At 71.8% G+C, this 22,338-nt stretch carries 21 protein-coding genes and 1 pseudogene; 14 read left to right on the forward strand and 8 right to left on the reverse strand.

Annotated elements, in window-relative coordinates; all coding sequences use genetic code 11:
• Positions 1-16 precede the first annotated feature (16 nt).
• The 3 genes from ACNF49_RS52885 to ACNF49_RS52895 form a co-directional block, all read right to left on the reverse strand.
• Entirely contained in the window at positions 17-907 is an 891-nt protein-coding gene (locus tag ACNF49_RS52885) for a L,D-transpeptidase (protein WP_357982516.1), read from the reverse strand.
• A 176-nt stretch (positions 908-1,083) separates the two neighbouring features.
• Positions 1,084-1,716: a response regulator gene (locus ACNF49_RS52890; protein WP_352323887.1), complete on the reverse strand. Its 633-nt coding sequence runs from the start codon at positions 1,714-1,716 to the stop codon at positions 1,084-1,086.
• Positions 1,713-2,921, reverse strand: a complete 1,209-nt coding sequence (locus ACNF49_RS52895) for an ATP-binding protein (protein ID WP_357982519.1) — start codon at positions 2,919-2,921, stop codon at positions 1,713-1,715. Before ACNF49_RS52895 ends, ACNF49_RS52890 begins: the two co-directional genes overlap by 4 nt.
• Before the next feature lie 114 nt (positions 2,922-3,035).
• Between ACNF49_RS52895 and ACNF49_RS52900 the strand changes: the two genes are divergently transcribed.
• From ACNF49_RS52900 to ACNF49_RS52940, 9 genes are all read left to right on the forward strand, one after another.
• Positions 3,036-3,638: a PspC domain-containing protein gene (locus ACNF49_RS52900; protein ID WP_482942364.1), complete on the forward strand. Its 603-nt coding sequence runs from the start codon at positions 3,036-3,038 to the stop codon at positions 3,636-3,638.
• On the forward strand, positions 3,635-4,762 hold the full coding sequence (locus ACNF49_RS52905) for a hypothetical protein (RefSeq protein WP_482942365.1): 1,128 nt from the start codon (positions 3,635-3,637) through the stop codon (positions 4,760-4,762). The genes ACNF49_RS52900 and ACNF49_RS52905 overlap by 4 nt, the downstream gene beginning before the upstream one ends.
• Positions 4,752-4,955 carry a hypothetical protein gene (locus ACNF49_RS52910; protein WP_352323884.1) on the forward strand — a complete coding sequence of 68 codons (204 nt, stop codon included), beginning with the start codon at positions 4,752-4,754 and terminating at the stop codon, positions 4,953-4,955. The genes ACNF49_RS52905 and ACNF49_RS52910 overlap by 11 nt, the downstream gene beginning before the upstream one ends.
• 72 nt (positions 4,956-5,027) lie before the next feature.
• Complete coding sequence (locus ACNF49_RS52915) at positions 5,028-5,510, forward strand: (2Fe-2S)-binding protein (protein ID WP_357982526.1); 483 nt, start codon at positions 5,028-5,030, stop codon at positions 5,508-5,510.
• Between the two features lie 50 nt (positions 5,511-5,560).
• Positions 5,561-7,906, forward strand: a complete 2,346-nt coding sequence (locus ACNF49_RS52920) for a xanthine dehydrogenase family protein molybdopterin-binding subunit (RefSeq protein WP_357982798.1) — start codon at positions 5,561-5,563, stop codon at positions 7,904-7,906.
• Positions 7,903-8,757, forward strand: a complete 855-nt coding sequence (locus ACNF49_RS52925; RefSeq protein WP_482942366.1) for an FAD binding domain-containing protein — start codon at positions 7,903-7,905, stop codon at positions 8,755-8,757. Before ACNF49_RS52920 ends, ACNF49_RS52925 begins: the two co-directional genes overlap by 4 nt.
• A 75-nt stretch (positions 8,758-8,832) precedes the next feature.
• On the forward strand, positions 8,833-9,537 hold the full coding sequence (locus ACNF49_RS52930) for an SRPBCC family protein (RefSeq protein WP_482942367.1): 705 nt from the start codon (positions 8,833-8,835) through the stop codon (positions 9,535-9,537).
• An 89-nt stretch (positions 9,538-9,626) separates the two neighbouring features.
• On the forward strand, positions 9,627-12,260 hold the full coding sequence (locus ACNF49_RS52935; RefSeq protein WP_482942368.1) for a bifunctional glycosyltransferase/CDP-glycerol:glycerophosphate glycerophosphotransferase: 2,634 nt from the start codon (positions 9,627-9,629) through the stop codon (positions 12,258-12,260).
• The gene (locus ACNF49_RS52940; protein WP_482942369.1) at positions 12,257-13,318 is read left to right on the forward strand and encodes a glycosyltransferase; all 1,062 of its coding nucleotides are present in this window, start codon (positions 12,257-12,259) and stop codon (positions 13,316-13,318) included. Before ACNF49_RS52935 ends, ACNF49_RS52940 begins: the two co-directional genes overlap by 4 nt.
• Here the strand turns inward: ACNF49_RS52940 and ACNF49_RS52945 are convergent.
• The 3 genes and pseudogenes from ACNF49_RS52945 to ACNF49_RS52955 form a co-directional block, all read right to left on the reverse strand.
• The gene (locus ACNF49_RS52945; RefSeq protein ID WP_352362740.1) at positions 13,315-14,346 is read right to left on the reverse strand and encodes a sulfotransferase family protein; all 1,032 of its coding nucleotides are present in this window, start codon (positions 14,344-14,346) and stop codon (positions 13,315-13,317) included. The two genes, ACNF49_RS52940 and ACNF49_RS52945, sit on opposite strands and share 4 nt — an antisense overlap.
• Positions 14,347-14,367: 21 nt before the next feature.
• A complete protein-coding gene (locus ACNF49_RS52950) occupies positions 14,368-15,225 on the reverse strand; it encodes a CDP-alcohol phosphatidyltransferase family protein (protein ID WP_357982543.1) in 858 nt (285 codons plus the stop codon).
• 48 nt (positions 15,226-15,273) lie between these two features.
• Positions 15,274-16,743 (reverse strand): annotated as a pseudogene (locus ACNF49_RS52955) (glycosyltransferase family 2 protein); the annotation flags it as partial.
• Positions 16,744-16,885: 142 nt separating this feature from the next.
• Between ACNF49_RS52955 and ACNF49_RS52960 the strand changes: the two are divergent.
• Positions 16,886-17,374 (forward strand): GNAT family N-acetyltransferase, encoded by a 489-nt coding sequence (locus ACNF49_RS52960; protein ID WP_482942372.1) that lies wholly within the window; start codon positions 16,886-16,888, stop codon positions 17,372-17,374.
• A 22-nt stretch (positions 17,375-17,396) separates the two neighbouring features.
• Positions 17,397-18,440, forward strand: coding sequence for a pseudaminic acid synthase (pseI, locus tag ACNF49_RS52965; protein WP_482942373.1), 1,044 nt, complete (start codon positions 17,397-17,399; stop codon positions 18,438-18,440).
• Here pseI and ACNF49_RS52970 read toward each other — a convergent pair.
• Positions 18,433-18,603 (reverse strand): hypothetical protein, encoded by a 171-nt coding sequence (locus ACNF49_RS52970; RefSeq protein ID WP_482942374.1) that lies wholly within the window; start codon positions 18,601-18,603, stop codon positions 18,433-18,435. The two genes, pseI and ACNF49_RS52970, sit on opposite strands and share 8 nt — an antisense overlap.
• A gap of 36 nt (positions 18,604-18,639) precedes the next feature.
• Here ACNF49_RS52970 and ACNF49_RS52975 point away from each other — a divergent pair, with 36 nt between their 5' ends.
• Positions 18,640-19,050 carry a hypothetical protein gene (locus tag ACNF49_RS52975; RefSeq protein WP_482942375.1) on the forward strand — a complete coding sequence of 137 codons (411 nt, stop codon included), beginning with the start codon at positions 18,640-18,642 and terminating at the stop codon, positions 19,048-19,050.
• Positions 19,051-19,402: 352 nt separating this feature from the next.
• Here the strand turns inward: ACNF49_RS52975 and ACNF49_RS52980 are convergent, their stop codons facing one another.
• The gene (locus ACNF49_RS52980; protein WP_498703746.1) at positions 19,403-20,131 is read right to left on the reverse strand and encodes a cytidylyltransferase domain-containing protein; all 729 of its coding nucleotides are present in this window, start codon (positions 20,129-20,131) and stop codon (positions 19,403-19,405) included.
• A gap of 105 nt (positions 20,132-20,236) precedes the next feature.
• On the opposite strand from ACNF49_RS52980, the gene pseB reads away from it, so the two are divergent.
• Together pseB and ACNF49_RS52990 are read left to right on the forward strand one after the other, a co-directional pair.
• On the forward strand, positions 20,237-21,214 hold the full coding sequence (gene pseB, locus ACNF49_RS52985; RefSeq protein WP_482942377.1) for a UDP-N-acetylglucosamine 4,6-dehydratase (inverting): 978 nt from the start codon (positions 20,237-20,239) through the stop codon (positions 21,212-21,214).
• Positions 21,214-22,338, forward strand: a complete 1,125-nt coding sequence (locus tag ACNF49_RS52990; RefSeq protein ID WP_482942378.1) for a DegT/DnrJ/EryC1/StrS family aminotransferase — start codon at positions 21,214-21,216, stop codon at positions 22,336-22,338. Before pseB ends, ACNF49_RS52990 begins: the two co-directional genes overlap by 1 nt.

Consider the following 22,338-nt stretch of genomic DNA (forward strand, 5'->3'; position numbering starts at 1 on the left):
CCGGTCGGTTGCCGGGTCAGGGCTTGAGGGCGCTGCCCTGCTTCCACTGGGTCCAGTTGAGCTGCCAGTAGCTCCAGCCGTTGCGCCAGTCGAGCTTGCGCTTGGTCCCGGTGATCTTGACGACGTCACCGCGCTGGGCGATGCCGTAGAACCACTTGGCGCCCTGCGGGGTGGCGCGCACGCAGCCGTGGCTCTGGTTGGAGCGGCCGAGGTACTGGTAGTAGCCGGCGCTCTGGTGGACGTACTCGCCGCTGTCGGAGATGCGCACCGCCCAGGGGATCTCCTCCTTGTAGTAGCGCGGGTCCTTCGGGTCGGTCACCCCCATCCAGGACGACGTCATCGTCTCGACGGCCTTCTTGCCCATGGTGAGGTGCACGCCGCTGGTGGTGAGGTAGACGTCCACGCCGTTGCGCAGCAGGCCGCCCCGGCCGGCGCTGATCGCGATCTTCTTGGCGATCTTGCCGTCCCGGTAGACCTTCATCTGGTGCCTGCGGGTGTCGACGACCGAGATGTTCGCGTTGCCGACGGCGAAGCGGCGGGTGACGTCCTCGGCCTTGTTGCCGGGGAGCTGGCTGAGGCGCGCGGTGAACAGCACCTTCTGGTGCGGCTTCCAGTACGTCTTCGTCCGGTAGATGACCTTGCGGGCCGACACCCAGCGCCAGGCGCCCTCGACCGGTTTGTCGGCCTGGACCTCCAGCAGCGCCTCCACGGCGGCCTTGTCCTTCACGTCCCGGTCGAACGTGACGATGATCGGGAAACCGACGCCGACTTTCTCCGACGTCTCCGCCATGGGCGTGATGTCGGCGATGTCGAGCTTGACCTTCTTGGCCGGAGCCGCGACGTGGGCAGCCGCGGCGACGCCCACGGAGGCGGTCGTCCGGACCGCCGGGGCCTGCGAGGCTGGCACGCCTTCTGCCGAACAGGCCGCAGCCGAGACCAGTGCGACCATGGCAAGCAACCGGGGGACGCGATTCAAGGGGGTTACTCCTGGTTTATGTGCTTCTCCTTCCATGTGTGACTACTGAGACGCCTGATTCGTCTACGGATCGCCGTAACGACCTTGTAACGGTCCAGAAAGCAGGGTCAGACCAGGCGGCGCGCGGTGGCCCAGCGGGACAGCTCGTGCCGGTTGGAGAGCTGGAGCTTGCGCAACACGGACGACACGTGCGTCTCCACGGTCTTGACCGAGATGAACAGCTCCTTGGCGATCTCCTTGTACGCGTAGCCGCGGGCGATCAGGCGCAGCACCTCGCGCTCGCGCTGGGTCAGCGAGTCGAGCTCGGGGTCGATCGAGGGCGCCTCGGAGGAGGCGAAGGCGTCGAGGACGAACCCGGCCAGCCGCGGCGAGAAGACCGCGTCGCCGTCGGCCACCCGGCGGATGGCGTCGGTGAGCTCCTTGCCGCTGATGTTCTTGGTGACATAGCCGCGGGCGCCGCCCCTGATGACGCCGATGACGTCCTCGGCGGCGTCGGAGACCGACAGCGCGAGGAAGCGGACCTGCGAGCCCGTGCTGAGGACGCGGCGCAGCACCTCCTGGCCGCCGCCGCCGGGCATGTGCACGTCGAGCAGGACCACGTCGGGCTGGTGCTCGGCGATGGCCTTGACCGCCGTCTCGACGTCCTCCGCCTCGCCCACGACCTCGATCGAGTCGCCCAGCTCCGCGCGTACGCCGGATCTGAACAGCCGGTGGTCGTCGACGATCAACACGCGTGTCATTGCTTGTCCACCTTCATCGTCAGCATCACTTCCGTGCCCTCGCCGGGCTCGGTGCGGACCCTGGCGGTGCCGCCGTGACGTTCCATTCTCCCGATGATGGACTCCCTGATGCCCATTCTGTCGAGGGGCACCGCCTCAAGGTCGAAGCCCTTGCCGCGGTCCTTCACGAAGATGGTCACCTCCAAGCCCTCCACCTCCGCGTAGACGGAGATGGCCGGGCTCTCAGAATATTTGGCCGCGTTGACCATCGCCTGCCTGGACGCCTTGAGCATCGCCGCCAGCTTGCCCTGCGCGTCGAGGTCGATGTCGCCGACGCAGACGACCTCGATGGGCACGCCGTGGGAGTCCTCCTCCTCGGCCGCGATCCGGCGGACGGCGGCGGCCACGGTGGCGTCGGCGTCCTGGGCGGGCTGGTAGAGCCAGTTGCGCAGCTCGCGTTCCTGGGAGCGGGCCAGCCGGGTGACCTCGCGGGGGTCGTGGGAGACGCGCTGGATGAGCGTGAGCGTGTGCAGCACCGAGTCGTGCACCATGGCGGCCACCTCGGCGCGTTCCTCCTGCCGGATGCGCTCGCGCCGTTCGAGCTGCAGTTCCTTCCACAGGCCGGCCAGCCAGGGCGCGGCGATGACCGCGATGCCGCCGACCACGACGACGGTGAACAGCAGACCGGGCCTGGCCTGGGCCAGCTCGCCCTGGGCGTACAGGAAGCCGGCCGCGCCGATGACGACCAGCGTCACGCCGAGCAGCGTGCGCACCCGGTTGGTCCGGATGCTCTTGGTGGCGCCGCTGACCCAGTTCTTGCGGCGTTCGGGGTCGGCCTGCTGCCACAGGATGAGCGCGCCGATGCCGCCGACGGCGAACGGCAACATGCCGATCCCGCCCTTCGAGGCCCCGGTCAGCCAGCCGAACGCGGCCAGCGCCACGCCGATCGCGCTGAACGCGGCGAGCTGACTCCAGTCGCGCTGCGGCGGCGGCCCCTCGTACGGCTCACGCGGAGTGATCATCCACAGCACGGCGTACGCCACCATGCCGACCCCGTCCACGACGCTGAGCAGCACGAACATCAGCCTGATCACGACGGGATCGAGGGAGAGCTGCGCCGCCAGCCCCTGGGCCACGCCGCCGAGCAGGCGGCCCTCCATGGGGCGGAGCATCCGGCGATAGGGTCGATCGCCGGTGGGCTCGGCAAGTGTCTTCTGGTCTGCCATAACATCGCCATCGTCACATGTCGCGGGCACTTCGGGCATCAGGGAACAACCCCCAGGGTCGAGTCAGGGGTCTCCCGGATGCGACCACCCCGCCCGACGGTCCACGATGGTTCCATGACAGAAGCTCCGCCCAGGCAACCAGCCGCCCCGCCCCGGGAGCTGCGACGCAGCAGCGAGGGGCGCTTCCTCATGGGCGTCTGCGCCGGTCTCGGGCGGCACACCGGCATCGACCCCGTGGTGTTCCGCGTGGCGTTCGCCGTGCTCCTGCTCGGTTCGGGCATCGGGATCTTCCTGTACATCGCGGCGTTCCTGCTGATGAAGGAGCCCAACGGCGGGCCGGGGATCATCGAGCAGTGGACCCGCCGCGACTTCGACGCCGAGGCCGTGATGGCGCTGCTGACCGCGGTGCTCGGGTTCGGCCTCGCGCTCAACCTCGCGACCGTCTGGCTCGACACCGGCACACTGGTGGTCGGCGTGCTGCTGGCCGTCTCGCTGCTCGCGGCCCACTCCAGAGGCGTCGACCTGCTGGGCCTGGCCCGCTCGATGCCCGAGCGGCTCGGTCGCCGGCGCTCCCCCGACGCGGAGCCGCCGGCGCCGTCCTACGCGCCGCCCGCGGCCCCCCTCCGGTACGTCCCGCCGAACCGGGCTGGTCCGGCCTCGGCGACACCGCGACGGCGCACCCCGAGTCCGCCGCGCCGGCCCCGGCTCCCAGGATGACGGCCGCCGCCCACGCCGAGGCCGTGGCCGCGCGGCTGCGGGCGATGTCGGCCGGCCGGCAGGCCGAGACACCGCGTACGGACCGGCCCGAGACCCCCGAGGCGGGACAGGCGGAGGCCGGCAAGGCCGAGATGTCGAAGATCGAGGCCGCACAGGCGATGGAGGCCGCCGGCGCCGTGACGGCGGAGCACCAGCTCCCCCGCGACGCGACCCGCCAGGCGCAGACCCCCGGCACCGAGACCCCTGACGCGCAGGCCCCCGACGAGGAGGCCCCGAAGACGCGGGTCGAGGCCCAGCAGCCGCGGCCGCAGGCTCAGGCGGCGTCGCGGCAGGAGCCGCCCGCCTACCGCCCCCAGCCCAGGACCGCGATCGACTACAGCGGCTACGGCGAGCCCTTCGCCCCGAAGGGCCCCTACCGCCCGCTCGACCCGGCCAGGCGGTCCGGCCAGTCGCCCTACGACCCCGCCCTGTACGGCCGTCCGGCCACCGCCCCGGCCCCGCAGAAACGACGCCCCAAGTCGTTCATCGGGGTCATCACCATCTTGCTCGCGATCATAGTGGGAGGGATCGTCGTGGCGGTCCAGGCCAGGTCGGCCGCGGGCGTGAACCCGACCATCGTCGGCGGCGCCGTGCTCATCACCATCGGCGCCGGGCTGCTCATCGCCGCCTGGTGGGGCCGCGGCGCCGGTCTCGTCGCGGCGGGCACCACGGTCGCGCTGCTCATCGGCGTGGGGCTGATGCTGGGCGGCCTGCCGCGCAACGTCGGCGACTCCACCTGGTACCTGACCAAGCCCTCGGAGGCGGGCAAGGTCTACGACGTCGGCGTCGGCGACGGCCGGCTCGACCTGACGGAGCTGAAGGCGCTGCCGGGGACGAGCCTGACGTTCGACGCCCGGGTCTCCGTGGGCGAGCTGACGGTGATCGTGCCGCCGACGGCCAGGGTCGAGGTGCACGCGATGAACAAGGTCGGCGACATCAAGGTCGACCAGTCGATCAGGGGTGGCGTGGACGTCAAGTTCGACAAGGTGCTGGAGCCCGAGGTCAGGTCCGAGGACGAGGAGTTCACGATCGTGCTGAACCTGCGGGGCGGCCTCGGCGACATGGAGGTGCGCCGTGGCGCGTGACGTCGAGCGGGTCCGGCGCCTGCACAGGACCGACTGGATGGCCCTGCTGAGCGGCACGTTGTTCGTGGTGCTCGGCATCCTGGTGGTGACCCGCGTGCTCACGGACGCGCTGGTCGTGGTCGGGCTGACCGTGGTGGGGCTGGCCTTCGCGGGGGTGGTGGCGATCATCGCGCGGGTGGTCCGCGGCAAGTAACCCTTGACCGGGAAAAACACCGGCGTAGTTTCGGGTGTGTCCGCCTTTCCCCCTGCTCCTGAGGGAGGACGTATGCCCCGAATCACCGTCACCGTCGACGGGATCAAGTACGAGGAGGACGTCGAGCCGCGGCTCCTCCTCGTCCATCTACTACGTGAGCGGCTCGGCAGGACCGGCACCCCGGTCGGCTGCGACACCAGCAACTGCGGCGCGTGCACGGTGCTGCTCGACGGCAGGAGCGTGAAGAGCTGCTCCGTGCTCGCCGTGCAGGCCGACGGCGGCGACGTCGTCACCGTCGAGGGCCTGGGCGCGAACGGGTCGATGCACCCGATGCAGCGGGCCTTCCACGAAGAGCACGCGTTGCAGTGCGGCTACTGCACCCCCGGCATGGTCATGGCCGCGATCGACCTGGTCCGGGAGGACCCGGAGCCCTCGGAGGAGTCGATCAGGCACGGCCTGGAGGGCAACCTGTGCCGCTGCACGGGCTACTGCAACATCGTGCGCGCGGTGAAGCGCGGCGCGCAGGAGATGGGGCAGGCGGTGAGGACGCAGTGAGCGAGCTGAGCCCCGAGGCCGTCGCCGGGCAGATCGCCGACAGCGGCCAGATCAACGAGCCGGCCGGCGTGCACGAGGTGGGCCGGCCGCGCCGGCGCAAGGAGGACGCCAGGCTGCTGACGGGGCGTACGCGCTGGACGGACAACCTCTCCAGGCCCGGCACGCTGCACGTGATGTTCCTGCGCAGCCCGATGGCCCACGCCCGGATCACCCGGGTGGACGTGTCGGCGGCCCGCGGCCTGCCCGGCGTGGTGGCCGCGTTCAGCGGCCAGGACTTCGCCGCCGAGCAGGGCAGCCTGCCGTGCGCGTGGCCGGTGACCGACGACGTCGTCATCCCCGACCACCCGCCGATGGCCACCTCCGAGGTCCGGTACGTCGGCGAGGCCGTGGCCTGCGTGGTCGCGACCGACCGGTACCGGGCGGCCGACGCGCTGGAGGCCATCGAGGTCGACTACGAACCGCTGCCCGCGGTGCTCGACATGACCGAGGCGCTGTCGCCGGACAGCCCGAAGGTGCACGAGGCGGGCAACCAGGCGTTCTCCATGAAGATCACCTCCGGTGACATCGACGCGGCGTTCGAGGGCGCCGCCGTCGTCGTCGACCGGACGTACGTGCAGCAGCGGCTCATCCCGACGGCCATGGAGCCGCGGGCGGTGCTGGTGGACACCGACGGCGACTCGTTCACGATGTGGACCTCCACCCAGATCCCGCACATCCTGCGCGTCATGCTCGCGGTGGTGACCGGCATCCCCGAGCACGACCTGCGGGTGATCGCCCCCGACGTGGGCGGCGGGTTCGGCTCGAAGTTGCAGGTCACCGCCGAGGAGGTGCTCTGCCTGCTGATGGCGCGCCGGCTGGGCCGGCCGGTCAAGTGGACGGAGTCCCGCTCCGAGGGCAACCTGACCGTGCACCACGGCCGCGACCAGCTCCAGCACATCCGGCTCGCGGCCGACGCCGACGGGCGCATCCGGGGCCTCCAGGTCGACCTGCTGGCCGACATGGGCGCGTACCTGATGCTGGTGACGCCGGGGGTGCCGCTGCTCGGGGCGTCCATGTTCAACGCGATCTACAAGATGGACGCGTACGAGTTCGGCTGCAGGGGCGTGTTCACCACCAAGATGCCCACGGACGCCTACCGGGGCGCGGGCCGTCCGGAGGCGACGTTCGGCATCGAGCGGACGATGGACGAGCTCGCCGCCGAGCTGGGCCTGGACCCGCTGGAGGTGCGCCGGCGCAACTGGATCAGGCACGAGGAGTTCCCGTTCACGACGATCTCGGGGCTGACCTACGACTCGGGCAACTACGAGGCGGCCACGGAGCGGGCGCTGTCGCTGTTCGGCTACGACAAGCTGCGGGCCGAGCAGGCAGACCGGCGGGACCGGGGCGATCCGGTGCAGCTCGGGATCGGGGTCAGCACGTACACGGAGATGTGCGGGCTGGCTCCGTCGCGGCTGCTCGGGGCGGCGAACTTCGGGGCGGGCGGCTGGGAGCACGGCTCGGTGCGCATGCTGCCGACCGGCAAGGTCGAGGTCATCACCGGCACGTCCCCGCACGGCCAGGGGCACGTGACGGCGTGGAGCCAGATCGTGGCCGACGCGCTGGGCGTGCCGTTCGAGGACGTGCGCGTGCTGCACGGCGACACGGCCGTCGCGCACAAGGGCATGGACACCTACGGCTCGCGCTCGCTGGTCGTGGGCGGCATGGCCGTGCTGCGGGCGTGCGAGAAGGTCAGGGAGAAGGCCAGGAGGCTGGCCGCCCACATGCTGGAGTGCTCGCCGGACGACCTGGAGTTCGACGGCGGCGTGTTCAAGGTGCGCGGCACCGGGTCGGGCCGGACGATCCAGGAGCTGGCCTACGCCGCGTTCCAGGCGCACGACCTGCCCGACGGCGTGGAGGCGCGGCTGGACTCCGACGCCACGTTCGACCCGGACAACTACTCCTTCCCGCACGGCACGCACCTGTGCGCGATGGAGGTGGACACCGAGACGGGCAAGACCCGGATCCGCTCGTACGTGGCCGTGGACGACGTCGGCAAGGTGGTCAACCCGCTGATCGTCGAGGGCCAGGTGCACGGCGGCATCGCGCAGGGCGTGGCGCAGGCGCTGTTCGAGGAGGCCGTCTACGACACCGAGGGCAACCTGCTGACCGCGACCATGGCCGACTACCTGCTGCCGTCGGCGGCGGACCTGCCGTCGTTCACGACGGACCGCACCGAGACCCCCGCGACCGGCAACCCGCTGGGCGTCAAGGGCGTCGGCGAGGCGGGCACGATCGCCTCCACCCCGGCGGTGGTGAACGCGATCGTGGACGCGCTGCGGCCCTACGGCGTCGGCGACATCCGGATGCCGTGCACGCCCGAGCGTGTCTGGCGAGCGCTGGAAGGAGCGCGGCGATGATCCCCGCACCGTTCGACTACGTGCGTCCCGACTCGCTCTCGGCGGCCTGCGCGGAGCTCGCCGCCGACGAGGACGCCAAGGCGCTGGCCGGCGGGCAGTCGTTGCTCCCGCTGCTGCGGTTGCGGCTGGCGTATCCGTCCAAGCTGGTGGACATCGGCCGCCTGCCCGGCCTGAACGGCGTGCACGACCGGGGCGACCACGTCTTCATCGGCGCGCTGGCCACGCACGACGAGGTCATGCGGTCGCCGGTGGTGAACGCCGGCGCCCCGCTGGTGGCGCTGGCCACGGCCAGGGTGGCCGACCCCGCGATCAGGCACCGGGGCACGTTCGGCGGCTCGCTGGCGCACGCCGACCCGGCGGGTGACCTGCCGGCCGTGGTGCTGGCGCTGGACGGCGTGATCGTGGCGGCGTCGGCGCAGGGCGAACGGGAGATCCCGGCCGCCGAGTTCTTCGTCGACTACCTGGAGACGTCCCTGCGCGCCGGGGAGATCCTGGTCGGCGTGAAGGTGCCGAAGCTGGGCGAGGGCTGGGGCTTCCACTACGAGAAGTTCCACCGGACCGCGCAGTCGTGGGCGATCGTCGGCGTGGCGGCCGCGGTCAGGCGTTCCAACGGCTCGATCGCCGAGGCCAGGGTCGCGCTGACGAACATGGGCCCGACCCCGGTGCGCGCCCGCGCGGCCGAGACCGCGTTGCGCGGCGTCGAGCTCGGCGACCGGGTGCGGCAGGCGTGCGCGGAGGCGGCGGAGGGCACCTCGCCCCCCGCCGACCTGCACGCCCAGCCCGACTACCGCCGCCACCTGGCCCGGGTGCTGACCCATCGGGCAGTGCGCGCGGCCGCCGGGACCCCCTGAGTGAGGCGGGGGCGCCTCTTCCGGGCGCCCCCGCCCCGACGTAGTGTCGCAACCAACCTCGGAAGGAGCGGATCGATGGCGATGCGGTTCGAGCACGAGTTCACTGTCCCGGTTCCGGTCGAGCAGGCGTGGGCGGTGCTGCTCGACGTCGAACGGGTCGCGCCGTGCCTGCCCGGGGCGACGCTCGACATCTTCGAGGGCGACGAGTTCACCGGCCGGATGAAGGTCAAGGTCGGCCCGATCACCGTCACCTACCGGGGCTCGGCCAGGTTCGAGGACGTCGACAAAGACGCCCACACCCTCACCATCCAGGCGTCGGGCAAGGAGGCCAGGGGCTCCGGCACGGCCTCGGCCACGGTCAGGGCGCGCATGGCGCCGGCCGCGGAGGGCACGTCGGTGGCGGTGGAGACGACGTTCAACGTGACCGGGCGGCCGGCGCAGTTCGGACGCGGGGTCATGGCCGAGGTCGGGGCCAAGCTGATCGACAGGTTCGCCGGCAACCTCGCCCAGCTGCTCTCCGAGCCGATGGTGGAGCCGGTGGCACCCCAGGAGCAGGAGCAGCGGCCGCTGGAGGAAGAGCGGCACCTGAGCGCGGTGCCCGTCCCCGAGCCGGACGTGCGGCCCGCGGGCACGCTGCGGACCTCGCGCACGCCCGACGAGGAGGCGCTCGACCTGATGGAGATCGCCGGGCAGCCGCTGCTCAAGCGGCTCGCGCCGATCGCGGGCGGCCTCCTGGCGCTCACGATCCTCATCTGGGTAATTCGTCGTCTTATGCGCTGATTTTCAGCAAAAACCCCATAAAGTCCGGTCAGTTCCCGCCGCCAGGGGGAAGTGCCATTCCCGCAGGTCATTTCTGGGGGGACATGGGCATGCCGGACTGCAGCGTCGTCGTGATCTCGTACAACGACGCGGCCCGCCTGCCCAGGGCCGTGCGTTCGGTGTTGCGGCAGACGTTGCGCGACCTGGAAGTGATCATCTCCGACGACGCGAGCACGGACGGCACGCCCGAGGTGGCCGCGCGGCTCATGGCCGAGGACCCGCGGGTGCGCTACCTGCGCAGGGAGAGCAACAGCGGCGGCTGCGGCGCCCCGCGCAACGACGGCATCGACGCGGCCAGGTCGCCGTACGCCATGTTCCTCGACAGCGACGACGAGCTGCCCAGGCACGCGTGCAAGAGCCTGCTCACCGAGATCGAGCGCACCGGCGCCGACTTCGTGTCGGGGCAGATCTCCCGGCTGTTCGAGCGGGACGGACGGCTGCGCCCGTACTACCCGTCGTTGTTCGCCCGGCGGCGGGTGGTCGAGGGCATCCGCGCGGAGCCAGAGCTCTTCCTCGACTCCTTCAGCACCAACAAGCTCTACAACGTCGCCTGGCTGCGCGACAACGTGCTGCGCTTCCCCGAGGACATCCACTACGAGGACCACGTCTTCGCCACCGAGCTGTACGCGGTGGCCCGCCGGTTCGCGATCGTGCCGTGGGTGGTCTACCACTGGCACCGGGCGAGCTCGAACGAGTCCATCTCCCTGAGCATCGACGAGATGGACAACGTCCGGCAGCGGGTGGTCGCGGCCCGGCTGAGCGACGACATCCTGCGCGGGTACGGCGCGCAGGACCTGGTGCCACACCGGCAGTACCGGTTCCTGCGGCAGGACCTGCGGGTCTACCTCAACCCGCTGCCCGCGCGCGACCTGGTGTGGGTCAAGGAGTTCGCCTCGGTCGTGCGGCCGTACCTGGAGGAGATCCCCGGCGAGGTGTTCGACCGGATCGAGCCGATGGACCGGGTCTGCTGCCGGCTCATCCTGGACGACCGGATCGAGGACCTGCGCGTGGCGGCCGGCTCGCTGACCGGCCCCCGGGCCGCGCCGCGGGCGGCCGTGCAGGTGGACGGGCGCACGTACTGGGGCACGACGGCCGCGCCGGGGCTGGACATCACCGCGCTGCGCCTGGCCGAGCTGCCCTACACCGACTCCCGGCTGCGGCACGAGGTGACCGGCCTGGCCACGAACGGCGAGCGGGTGCGGATGACCGTGCGCACCTACGACCCGTTCGGCGTGCTGCCGGCCGAGTGGGACGCCTTCCTGGAGGCGGGCCGGGAACGGGTGCCGATCCAGCCGGTCCCCTCGGGCGACGGCGGCTACGTCAGCGAGGTCGTCTTCGCCCCTTGTGGCAGGAGCGACCCGCACGTCGGCTTCCGGCGCCGCTCCGACGGCCACGTCACCACCGACCGGCTGATCGTGGACCCCAACCTGGAGCCGATCGAGCTGCCCGGCTGCACGGTCAAGGCCGAGGGCTACGCCGCCTACCTGTGCGTGCGCACGCATTCGCGTACCCGCTCGGCGCTGCGGCGGGCGCGGCGGCTGCTGCTCAGGAAGCTCAACACGCCGGGCGCCAAGTTGCGCGCGTACAAGCTGCTGATCAGGGTGGTGCCGCGGCGCGACGACCTCGCCCTGTTCGAGTCGGACGTCGGCAAGGGCTACAACGGCAGCCCCCGCGCCATCTACGAGGAGGTACGGCGGCGCGGCCTGCCGATCGAGGCGGTCTGGTCGGTCGCCAAGGGCCGCAAGAACTTCCCCGCCGACGTGCGGCTGGTCCGCCGGGGAAGCTGGCGCTACCTGTGGACGATGGCCCGCGCCGGGATCTGGGTGGACAGCCACGGCTTCCCGCTGGACTATCCGAAGCCGCCCGGCACCCGCTACCTGCAGACCTGGCACGGGCAGGGCATCAAGTCGATCGGCTTCGACGCCCCCGACCTGCGCGGCGACTTCGACCGGCCGCGCGAGCAGTGGCGGGCCGCCGTCGCCCGGTGGGACGCGCTGGTGTCGCCGAGCGCGGAGTTCTCGCGGGTGTTCCTGCCCTCCAACGGCTACGACGGCAAGGTCTACCGGTGCGGCACGCCGCGCTGCGACGCGCTGGTGCGGGCGCAGGCAGGCGGCGACGTGCGGGCCCGGCTGGAGATCCCGCCGGGGCACAAGGTCCTGCTCTACGCGCCCACCTACCGCGACCGGGACAGGATGAGCGGCCGTTCGGTACGCGCCGACCTGGACCTCATGGCCGAGGAGCTGGCCGGCGAGTGGGTGGTGGTGCTGCGTACGCATCCGGTCGAGAAGTACGACCCGCCCGAGCGGCTCAGGCACTTCGTGCGGCCGGCCGCGTCCTATCCGGAGATCAACGACCTGATGCTGGCCTCCGACGCGCTGCTGACCGACTACTCCTCCGTGATGTGCGACTACGCGGTGACCGGCCGGCCGATGGTGTTCCTCATCGACGACTGGGACGACTACCGGCTCTCCGAGCGCGGCGTCTACCACGACCTGCCCGCCATCGCCCCGGGCCCGTGCGTGACGACCACGGCCGAGCTGGTGGACGTGCTGCGGAACCTGCCCGAGGTGCACGCCGCCTTCGCCGCCAGGTACGCCGCCTTCCGCGCCCTGTGGTGCGCCGACGAGCACGGTGACGCCTCCGCCCGCATCGTGGACGACTTCTTCGAGGGGCGCACGCGATGACCGTCGTCTTCGCCTGCCTGGACGCCGACACGCTCGGCGGCGTCCAGCAGGTCACCCACACCCTGGCCCAGGGCCTGGCAGAACGCGGCCACGAGGTGCACGTCGTCGGCCTGCACCGCGCTGCCGCGCCCTTCCGCTACGTGGACCGGCCGCGTTACCGGCAGCACGTCGTGGGCGGCCCGCTCGGCGTGGAGGGGCCGCTGGCCAGGCGCCTGGCCGACCGCAGGGTGAGGGAGCTGCTGCGCGGCGTCCGCCCCGGGTACGCGGTGCTGACGTCGCCGTCGGTGGTGACCAGGCTGTCAGGGCTGCTGCCCGCCGGGTTCCGCTCGATCGGGCAGTACCACGGCTCCTACGACCACGCCCGCGACTGCTGGCACCTGGCCTCGATCAAGAAGCACTACCCCGACCTCGACCAGGCGCTCTTCCTCAGCGAGGACGACGCCTGGGCCTTCTCCGAGCACGCCCTGCTGCCCAACGCCTGGACGCTGCCCAACCCGCTGGGCGCCTGGCCGCAGGAGACGTCGGCGCTGGAGGTGCCGCGGGTGCTGGGCGTGGGACGGCTGGAGGGCGTCAAGCGGTTCGACCGGCTGATCAGCGCGTTCGCCCGCGCCGAGCCGCCGCCGTCCTGGGAGTTGCACCTGATCGGCGACGGCGCGGAACGCGAGCGGCTGCGGGCGCACGCGGCCCGGGAGGGCGTCGCGGACCGGGTGGTCCTGCGCGGTCTGGTGCCCGCTCATCGGATGCGCGAGGAGTACCTGAACGCCTCGCTGGTGGCGCTGACCAGCGAGCACGAGGGCCTGCCTGTCGTGCTGCTGGAGGCGTGCGCCCACGGGGTGCCGTCGGTGGCCTTCGACGTGTCGGGCGGCGTGCGCTCGGCGGGCCCGGTACGGGTGCCGCCGGGGGACGTGGACGCGTTCGCCGCCGAGCTGGCCGCGCTGATGGGGTCGGCGCGGGAGCGGCGGCGGCTGGGGGCCGCCGCCCGGGCACGGGCCGAGGCGTTCCGCCTCGACCACGTGCTGGACCGCTGGGAGCGGCTGTTCGCGCACATCGAGCGCTAGACGGTCACCTCGGGACGCTGCTGCGGGATGCCGGCCAGCGACTTCTGCGTGGAGGTGAGCAGCGCGCCGACCGGGCTGGGCTCGCGCAGCCGGTTGAAGCGGTCGCGCATGGCCTTGCGCGACCGGCTGGCCTTGCGCTTCTGCATGGTCTTCTGGCAGGCCGTCACGTGCTCCTTGGCCGGCCTGGGCGCGCCGGTCAGCTCGTACCCGTTGGCCTGGAGGCGCTCGCCCAGGACGTGCTCGCAGAGCGCGATCTCCCAGTCGTCCAGGCGGTTGGCCCAGCTCCCGACCCGGCTGCGGGTGACCTCGCGATGGGTGTTGCTGTGCCAGACCTTGTGCTGCGGGACGGCCTGGACGGCGGCCTCGCGAGGGGAGATCATCGACGGCGCGAAGTCCTCCTCCAGGAAGTGGCAGAGCTTCTTCATCTCGGTCATCGGGTCGTCGGTGAGGTCCTCGTAGCGCAGCTCGTAGTAGGTGTCGTCGGGCAGCGTGCGCCGCAGCCGCTCGCCGGCGTCGATGGCCTCGGCCCAGGTGGAGATCGCGTGGAAGGAGTCCAGCGTGTACCAGGGCATCTCCTTCAGCGAGGCCACGCAGTCGCGGCCGTCCCTGATCAGGTGGATGAACTGGGCGTCGGGGAAGAGGCGCAGCAGCAGGTCGGTCTGCTTGACGTAGCTGGGCCTCTTGTCGCCCCAGCGGGCCTTGTCGAAGCGGTCGGCGTACATCCGGAAGGCGGTGCCGATGACCGAGCCGAGCGAGCCCGGCCCCTCCACGGCCTGCCGGATGAACTCGTCCTTGTCGATCTTGAGCTCGCGGAACTTCGTGCTGCGGTCGGTCGCGATCCACTGCGCCAGCGCCTTGCGCCGCTGGGGGACCCGCAGGTCGCCCCATGTGCGGCGCCGGTAATAAGCGGGAACGAGGAAGCGCGTCTCCGGTGGCACCGCCATGCGCGGGTGCGAGTGGAGCATGAGCTGGAGCATCGTGGTGCCGGACCGCGGGCATCCAATGACGAAGACTGGCCGGTCGGACATTTCGTACTAACCCCCGAAAACTTAGACGAGAACGTGCTCTCGGCTCTCCTGGGAGGGCACGCTGTGCCTGCGCGTGAAGAGCCACATCCGGTAGACAAGGAAGATCTCGTTGGCGAGGAGCAGGACGCCGGCGGCCATGGCGAGCGGCATCAGCGCCCACGCCCCCGCGAGCGGCGCGACCACGAAGACCGCGGCATGGAACTCGATGCCGCTGATCAGGTGCGAACGCACCCGGTGCCTGGCCAGGAACCTGTTGAGGCGCCTGAAGAAGGAAGGCAGCCGCCGCCTGCGGCCACCGGGGCGCGGACCGCGCTCCACGAGCAGGTGCAGGTCGAGGTCCGCGGGCGCACACTCCAGCGGGACGGTGTCCTCGCCGGGCAGCTCCGGCTCGCCCCGCTCCTCCCTGACCGCCTCGCGCACCCGCTTCATCTGCGGGGCGTTGACGTACCTGAACAGGTCGAGTACGGCCACCGCCGCGCCGAGCACCACGTAGCGGACATCGTCCGTCAGGACGTACTGCCCGTACGCCAGCCCCCCGGCACACAGGACGACCCTGACCCGGTCCCCCACGTAGTCCAGCCAGAGGCCGAAGGGCGTCCCCGTGCCCTTGAGCCGGGCTATCTTGCCGTCCACGCAGTCGATGGTGAAGCTCAGGTAGAACATCAGGGCGCCGGCGACGAGCTGGTCCAGCGCGAAGCAGGCCGCTGACACCATGCCGAGGACCAGCGAGAACACCGTGAGCCCATTGGGCGTGATCCGGGTGCGGTTGGCGACGGGAAGGGCGACCCGGCAGGCGACCGGATCCACGAAATACACGGTCCACCAGGAGTCTCTCCGCTTGCGTGTCTCGTAGACGTCATCCAGCGAATAGGTCCTCATGGATCCCAGCATGGCTACGGACCGCCGTCTGACGATTACTGTCTGGAACTACTGGGGGATGTCCATGCCGCTTCTTGACCAACCCTGCAGGGAAAACCGCCACGCACCGTGCGCGTCTCCGTCCCTGAACGAGCCCTTGAGCACGAGCCCGCGGGTCTCGGCCTTGACCAGGAGCCGCCAGGTCGGGCCGCCGCCTTCGAGCGCCCTGGGGTCGATGTCGGCCACCACGCCGTACCGGCCGGCGCGCCGGACCTCCAGGGGCACCCGGCGGCGGCCGTCGCTCAGCCACACGCTCACCTTGCCCACCTTGCGCTCGACCCGGTGGATGGCCACCTCGCCGCGCAGGCGGAACCCGGCGCCCGTCCAGGAGCAGTCGTCCACCCTGGCGATCAGCTTGAGCTCGTCGCGGGCGTCGTAGACCTCGTCGGGGATGCCGAGCCGCCGTCGCCGCCGGAAGTAGGGGTAGTCGCCGTACCAGTTGACGGTGCGGAAGCCGCGGGGGCGCACCCGGGTGCCGTCCACGCGGCTGCGGCGGAAGTCGCGCACCGCACGCAGCTCGTCGATCATGCCGCGCCTGACCAGGTGCAGCTCCAGGCGACGCAGCGAGGGCGCGCCGGCCAGCGCGCGCGGGCTCAGCTCGTCCAGCCAGGAGTCGGCCAGCCCCAGCAGCGGCACCAGGTCCTCGCCCGCCTCCCGCGCCGACTCCAGCGCCTGGAACAGGAAGATGATGTCCTTCTCCAGCACCAGCGCGTCGAACTCGGGCAGCAGCTCCGGCGCGCCGTCGTCCAGGAACGCGCGCACCGCGCGGATGGCGGCCAGGCGCTCGTGCAGGTTGGGCAGCTGCGAGCGGCGTTGCGTGATCGACGTCTCCCCCTCCTCGCGCCGGCGCCAGTGGTAGACGACGTCGTCCACCATGTCGACGCTGGTGGCCAGGACGTGGGCCTGCATGGCGACCGGCACGTCCTCGTAGATGCCGGCGGGGAAGCGCAGGCCGTGCCGCCGCCAGAAGTCGGCGCGGTAGACCTTGTTCCACACCGTACGGTCCCTGACCAGCACCTTCTTGTCGGTGATGTGCGTGCACAGCACGGGCCGCCGGAAGACGCGCTCGTGCAGGATCGACTCCTCCAGCACGCCGTCCACCATGCGCCTGACCGCGCCGCACGCCAGGTCGGAGCCGGTCTCCCCGAGCTTGGCGAGCAGCACCTCGTACGCGTGCGGCGGCACGACGTCGTCGCTGTCGGCGAAGGCCAGGTAGGTGCCCCTGGCCCGCCTGACGCCCTCGTTGCGGGCCGGCCCCGGCCCCATGTTCTGCTGCTCGACCAGCGTGAAGCGGGGATCTCGGGCCACGAAGTCGTCGGCCAGCCGCCGGCTGCCGTCGATCGAGCCGTCGTCGACCATGATGACCTCGAAGTCCTCCATGGTCTGGGCGGCCAGCGATTTCAGGCACTCCGTCAGGTACGGCTCCACGTTGTGGACCGGTACGACGACACTGAGCAGGGGGATCATGACGCTCCTTGGCTTTCGTGGAAGGCGGTCGAGGGCAGCATGCCGTGGCCGCCTCGCCTGTTCCGCGTTCGATGCCCGTCCCTGATGAGCTCTTTACCCGGCACGGAATCCGCTACGTTGTGCAATGAGTCGAGCACGAATGGTAGGGGGAGCGGTGCTGAGACGCGTCCAGGACGGCGATCTGCCCGTCATGCGCCAATGGCGCAACCATCCGAAAGTGCGCGCCGCCAGCTTCACCGGCCACGAGATCTCGGAGGGCGAGCACGCCCGCTGGTGGTCCGCCGTCCGCGCCGACCCGGCCAGGCAGGTGCTGATCTACGAGCACGACGGGGCCGGCGCCGGGGTCGTGACGTACTCGGAGCTCGGCGGCGAGCGCGCCTCCTGGGGCTTCTACCTCGACCTCGACGGCCTCGAACGGTCCGGGGCGCTGCTGAGGGCGTGGGTGGGCCTGGAGCGGGCCGCCATCGACCACGCGTTCGGCCCGCTCGGCCTGACGACCCTGCGCGGCGAGGTGCTGGCCGACAACGAGCCGGTGCGGCGGCTGCACAGGCGCTTCGGGTTCGCCGAGGTCGCGACCTACCGGATGCCAGTCGACGGGGTGCCGCGCGAGGTCGTCGCGGTAGAGCTGTACAAGTCGCCGTAGAGCTGCACAAGGAGGAACAGGGATGATGTCCATCGGATGGCGGGCGATCGGGGCCGACCGGCCGCCGTTCGTGATCGCCGAGATGTCCGGCAACCACAACGGCAGCCTGGAACGGGCCCTCGCCATCGTCGACGCGGCGGCGGCCGGCGGGGCCCATGCGCTGAAGCTGCAGACCTACCGGCCCGACACGATCACCGTCGACGCCGACGGCCCCGCCTTCCGCGTGGGCGACGGGCACGAGCTGTGGGGCGGCGAGAACCTCTACCGGCTGTTCGAACGCGCCCACACGCCGTGGGAGTGGCACGAGCCGATCTTCGAGCGGGCCCGCGAGCACGGCCTCCTGGCCTTCTCCGCGCCCTTCGACCCCACGGCCGTGGAGCTGCTGGAGAAGCTCGACACGCCGGCGTACAAGATCGCGTCGTCGGAGATCGTCGACCTGCCGCTGATCAGGCTGGCCGCCTCCACCGGCAAGCCGCTGATCATCTCCACCGGCATGGCCACGGCCGGTGAGATCGAGGCGGCGGTGACGGCGGCCCGCGCGGCGGGCTGCACGCAGCTCGCCGTGCTGTCCTGCACCGCCTCCTACCCCGCCTCCCCCGCCGAGAGCAACCTGCGCTCGCTGCCGCTGCTGGCCGCGCTCACCGGCGCCGAGGTCGGCGTCTCCGACCACACCCCCGGCATCGGGGCCGCGCTGGCGGCGGTCGCGCTGGGCGCGTGCCTGATCGAGAAGCACGTGACGCTGTCGCGCGCCGACGGCGGCGTCGATGCGGCCTTCTCGCTGGAGCCGCCCGAGCTGGCGGCGCTGGTGGAGGAGAGCGAGCGCGCGTGGCAGTCGCTGGGCCGCCCGGTGCTCGGGCCGCGCGAGTCCGAGCGCGAGGGGCTGCGCTTTCGCCGCTCGCTCTACGTGGTGCGCGACGTACGCGCGGGCGAGGCGGTGACCAGGGAGAACGTCCGGTCGATCCGCCCCGCCGGCGGCCTGCGCCCCGATGCCATCGACGAGGTGACCGGCCGCCGCTTCACCCGCGACGCGCCCCTCGGCACGCCGCTGACCTGGGACCTCATCTGATCCACAGGTCGAGGAAGGCGTCGGCGACGCGTTCCCTTCCCTTGCCGTCGACCAGACCGCCGCCCCGCCTGCCGTGCTCCTCCCGCAGCGCGGGGTCGGCGAGCAGGCGGGCCAGCACGCCGACGGCCTCGGCGTCGGCCACCCGGCCCAGCCCGGCGGCCACCCCCGGCCCACCAGCGCCCGGTAGCCGACGAGCTGGTTGTCGGCCACCCAGCTGAGCGCCGTGGGCACGCCGAGGTGCAGCAGCTCCCAGATGGCCGACCCCGCGGCGGTGACCACGAGGTCGGCGGCGGCCATCAGCTCGGGCAGGCGGTCGGTGGGCGGGATGACGGTGATGCCCTCGCCCGCCTCGAACGGCTCCGGGCTGACCAGCGTGGCCTGGAACGGCACGCCCGTGCAGGCCAGCGCCTCCGCCCAGGCGGGGGCCACGCCCGCGCTGTCGGTGCCGCCGAAGAAGCAGAGCACCCGCGGCACCGGCCCCGGCTCCCGCACCCTGCGCCGCCCCCGGACGCTGTCGCGCAGCAGCGCGTACCGGGTGCCCGCGAGCCGCCAGGAGTCGCGCGGCAGCGGGAAGGGCCGGTCCTCGGCGCCGAGGTTCTGGTCGAGGTAGAGGTCGGCCTCCTGGCCCAGCGGGTCGCCGTCGACGATCGCCAGCACCGGGAAGCCCACCGCCCGCAGCGCCCCGCCGGTGCCCTCGGCCAGCTCGTACGAGTCCAGCACCATGGCGTCGAGCCGCAGCTCGCACGCCAGCGCGGCGAGCCGGTCGGGCCGCCCGGGGGCGGCCACCAACGGCAGCCCGCGGCTCCTGAGCTGGTCCATGGCCCATTCCGAACCGGAGACCGCGCCGAGGAAGACCACCTCGACGCCCCTCGCGCGCAGCTCCTCGGCCAGCGCCACGCACCGCACCAGATGTCCGGCCCCGCTCCCCGCCGCGGCGTCGCAGCGCACGCCCACCCGCCCGCTCATGCGTCCTGCAGCTCCTTCTGGCGCACGTGGGCGTTGAGTTCGCAGACCTCGGGCCGGGCCCGCAGCCAGCTCACCAGCGTGCGCACCGGGACGCAGGCGTCGCCCAGCTCCTCGACCACGCGGGCGATGAGCCGCCAGTCGTCGTCGGTGTCGAGGGTGACCCGCAGGTCGTCGGCCGCGGGCTGGTGGGCGAGGCCGAGCAGCCGCGACTCGCCCGGGTGCGCGTAGACGTAGGAGGTCACGTGGGTGCGGTGGAAACCGGTGGCCTCGACGTCGGCGCGCTCCAGGGCCGCCCGGCCGACGATCTCGACGTCGAGCCCGCGCGGCAGCGTCCTGGCCAGGCTCGTGCTGAGGTAGTCGAGGCCCGGGACAGCGCGGAAGACCAGCGCCGCCTCCCTGATCACGACGGGGTCGAGCAGCGGGCAGTCGGCCGTGAAGCGCATCACCGCCTCCGCCTCCCGCCCGGCCAGCGCCTCCATGAACCGGGTGAGCACGTCGTCGACGGGACCGCGATGGCAGGCCACGCCGAGCCGGTCGCACTCGGCCGCCACCGCGTCGTCGGCGGCCTGCGTCGTCGTGGCCACCACGAGGTCGTCGAGCGCCCGCGACTCGCGCGCGGCGCGCACGACCCAGCCCAGGACGGAACGCCCCCCGAGGTCGCGCAGCACCTTCCCGGGCAGCCGAGTGGAGCCCATCCGAGCCTGGATGATCCCGACAATACGCATCAAAACCACATTCCCCCGTGTGACCATACGTGGTTGACCAGTCGCGCTATGCTACCGGCCAGCTCTAACGACCACAGTTCGTCAGCGCGATTTTCAGGGGGCCGCGTGAGCATTCTCAGTGGATCGTCCATTCTGATCACCGGAGGCACGGGGTCCTTCGGGAAGGCGTTCATCCGCCACGCGCTCGACTCGCTCGGGGTGCGCCGCCTGGTGGTCTTCTCCCGCGACGAGCTCAAGCAGTACGAGCTCAAGCAGCTCTTCGGCGAGGACGAACGCCTGCGCTGGTTCATCGGCGACGTACGCGACCGCGACCGCCTCACCCGCGCCATGCACGGCGTCGACCACGTCGTCCACGCCGCCGCGCTCAAACAGGTCGACACGGCCGAGTACAACCCGTTCGAGTACGTCCGCACCAACGTCGCCGGGTCCCAGAACGTGGTCGAGGCGGCCATCGACTGCGGCGTGCGCAAGGTCGTCGCCCTGTCCACCGACAAGGCGTCCAGCCCGATCAACCTCTACGGCGCCACCAAGCTGGTCGCCGACAAGCTGTTCGTCTCGGCCAACCACTACGCCGCCGCCCACGAGACCCGCTTCGCCGTCGTCCGCTACGGCAACGTCGTGGGCAGCAGGGGCTCGGTGGTGCCGTTCTTCCTGCGCCTGGCCGAGCAGGGCGGCAGCCTGCCGATCACCGACAAGCGCATGACCCGGTTCTGGATCACCCTCGACCAGGCCGTGCGGTTCGTGGTCGACTCCTTCGACCTCATGCAGGGCGGCGAGCTCTACGTGCCGCGCATCCCCAGCATGCGCATCACCGACCTGGCCGAGGCGCTGGCCCCCGACAGCCCGGTCTACGAGATCGGCATCAGGCCGGGCGAGAAGCTGCACGAGGAGATGATCGGCCCCGACGACGGCCGCCGCACCCTCCGCCTGGCCGACCGCTACGTCGTCCAGCCCACGATCGCGACCTGGGGCTACCAGGCGCCACAGACCGGCGAGCTGCTGCCCGAGGGCTTCTCCTACCGTTCCGACACCAACGACCGATGGCTGTCCGTGCGCGACCTGCGCGACATGGTGGCCGGCTGATGCTGCCCTACGGACGGCAGTCCATCATCGAGTCCGACATCGAGGCGGTGGCTGAGGTGCTGCGCGGCGACTGGCTGACCACCGGCCCCGCGGTCAGGCTGTTCGAGGACGAGCTGGCCCGGTGGACCGGCGGCGTGCCCTGCGTGTCGGTCACGTCCGGCACGGCCGCGCTGCACGTCGCCTACGTGGCGGCCGGCGTCGGCCAGGGTGACGAGGTGATCACCTCGCCGCTCACGTTCGTCGCCACGGCGGCCACGGCCGTGCTGCGCGGCGCGCGGGTGGCCTTCGCCGACGTCCAGCCCGACACCGGCAACATCGACCCCGACTCGGTCGCCGCGCTGCTCACCCACCGCACGAAGGCCGTCACCGGCGTCGACTACGCGGGCCATCCCGCCGACTACGACGAGCTGCGCACGCTCGCCGAGCAGGCCGGCGCGGTGCTGGTGGCCGACGCGGCCCACTCGATCGGCGCGTCGTACAAGGACCGGCCGGTGGGGTCGGTGGCCGACCTGACGACGTTCTCGTTCTTCCCGACCAAGACCGTGACGACCGCCGAGGGCGGCGCGGTGGCGGTGGCCGACCCCGGCCGATTCGAGCGGGCCGCCCGCTTCCGCAACCACGGCCTGGTCCGCGACCCGGCCGGGCAGCGCGACCCCGGCCACGGCGGCTGGCACCAGGAGGTGCACGAGTTCGGCCTCAACTACCGGCTGCCCGACGTGCTCTGCGCGCTGGGCGTCAGCCAGCTGCGCCGCCTCGAACGCTTCCGCGCCCGCCGCGCCGAGCTGGTCGCCCGGTACGACACGCTGCTGCGCGACGTGCCCGGCCTCACGCTGCCCGGCCGCCGCGCCTACGTCACGCCGAGCTGGCACCTCTACCCGGTCCGGGTGCGCGACGGCCGCCGGCGTGAGGTCTACGACCGCATGCGGGCCGCGGGCATCGGCGTGCAGGTCAACTACATCCCGGCGTACTGGCACCCGGTGTTCGAGGACCTCGGCTACCGGCGTGGGCTGTGCCCGCGCGCGGAGGCGTACTACGCCGAGGAGCTGTCGCTGCCGCTGTTCGCCGACCTGACCGACGGCGAGCAGGACCTCGTCGTCGAGACCCTCACCGCGATCCTCGCCTGA

The organism is Actinomadura sp. ATCC 39365 (assembly GCF_054392275.1).

Coding starts and splice junctions, on each gene's coding strand:
- ACNF49_RS52890 (WP_352323887.1), bottom strand. CDS start 1,716: ATGACACGCGTGTTGATCGTCGACGACCACCGGCTGTTCAGATCCGGC.
- ACNF49_RS52895 (WP_357982519.1), bottom strand. CDS start 2,921: ATGGCAGACCAGAAGACACTTGCCGAGCCCACCGGCGATCGACCCTAT.
- ACNF49_RS52900 (WP_482942364.1), top strand. CDS start 3,036: ATGACAGAAGCTCCGCCCAGGCAACCAGCCGCCCCGCCCCGGGAGCTG.
- ACNF49_RS52905 (WP_482942365.1), top strand. CDS start 3,635: ATGACGGCCGCCGCCCACGCCGAGGCCGTGGCCGCGCGGCTGCGGGCG.
- ACNF49_RS52915 (WP_357982526.1), top strand. CDS start 5,028: ATGCCCCGAATCACCGTCACCGTCGACGGGATCAAGTACGAGGAGGAC.
- ACNF49_RS52925 (WP_482942366.1), top strand. CDS start 7,903: ATGATCCCCGCACCGTTCGACTACGTGCGTCCCGACTCGCTCTCGGCG.
- ACNF49_RS52930 (WP_482942367.1), top strand. CDS start 8,833: ATGGCGATGCGGTTCGAGCACGAGTTCACTGTCCCGGTTCCGGTCGAG.
- ACNF49_RS52935 (WP_482942368.1), top strand. CDS start 9,627: ATGCCGGACTGCAGCGTCGTCGTGATCTCGTACAACGACGCGGCCCGC.
- ACNF49_RS52940 (WP_482942369.1), top strand. CDS start 12,257: ATGACCGTCGTCTTCGCCTGCCTGGACGCCGACACGCTCGGCGGCGTC.
- ACNF49_RS52945 (WP_352362740.1), bottom strand. CDS start 14,346: ATGTCCGACCGGCCAGTCTTCGTCATTGGATGCCCGCGGTCCGGCACC.
- ACNF49_RS52950 (WP_357982543.1), bottom strand. CDS start 15,225: ATGAGGACCTATTCGCTGGATGACGTCTACGAGACACGCAAGCGGAGA.
- pseI (WP_482942373.1), top strand. CDS start 17,397: ATGATGTCCATCGGATGGCGGGCGATCGGGGCCGACCGGCCGCCGTTC.
- ACNF49_RS52980 (WP_498703746.1), bottom strand. CDS start 20,131: ATGCGTATTGTCGGGATCATCCAGGCTCGGATGGGCTCCACTCGGCTG.
- ACNF49_RS52990 (WP_482942378.1), top strand. CDS start 21,214: ATGCTGCCCTACGGACGGCAGTCCATCATCGAGTCCGACATCGAGGCG.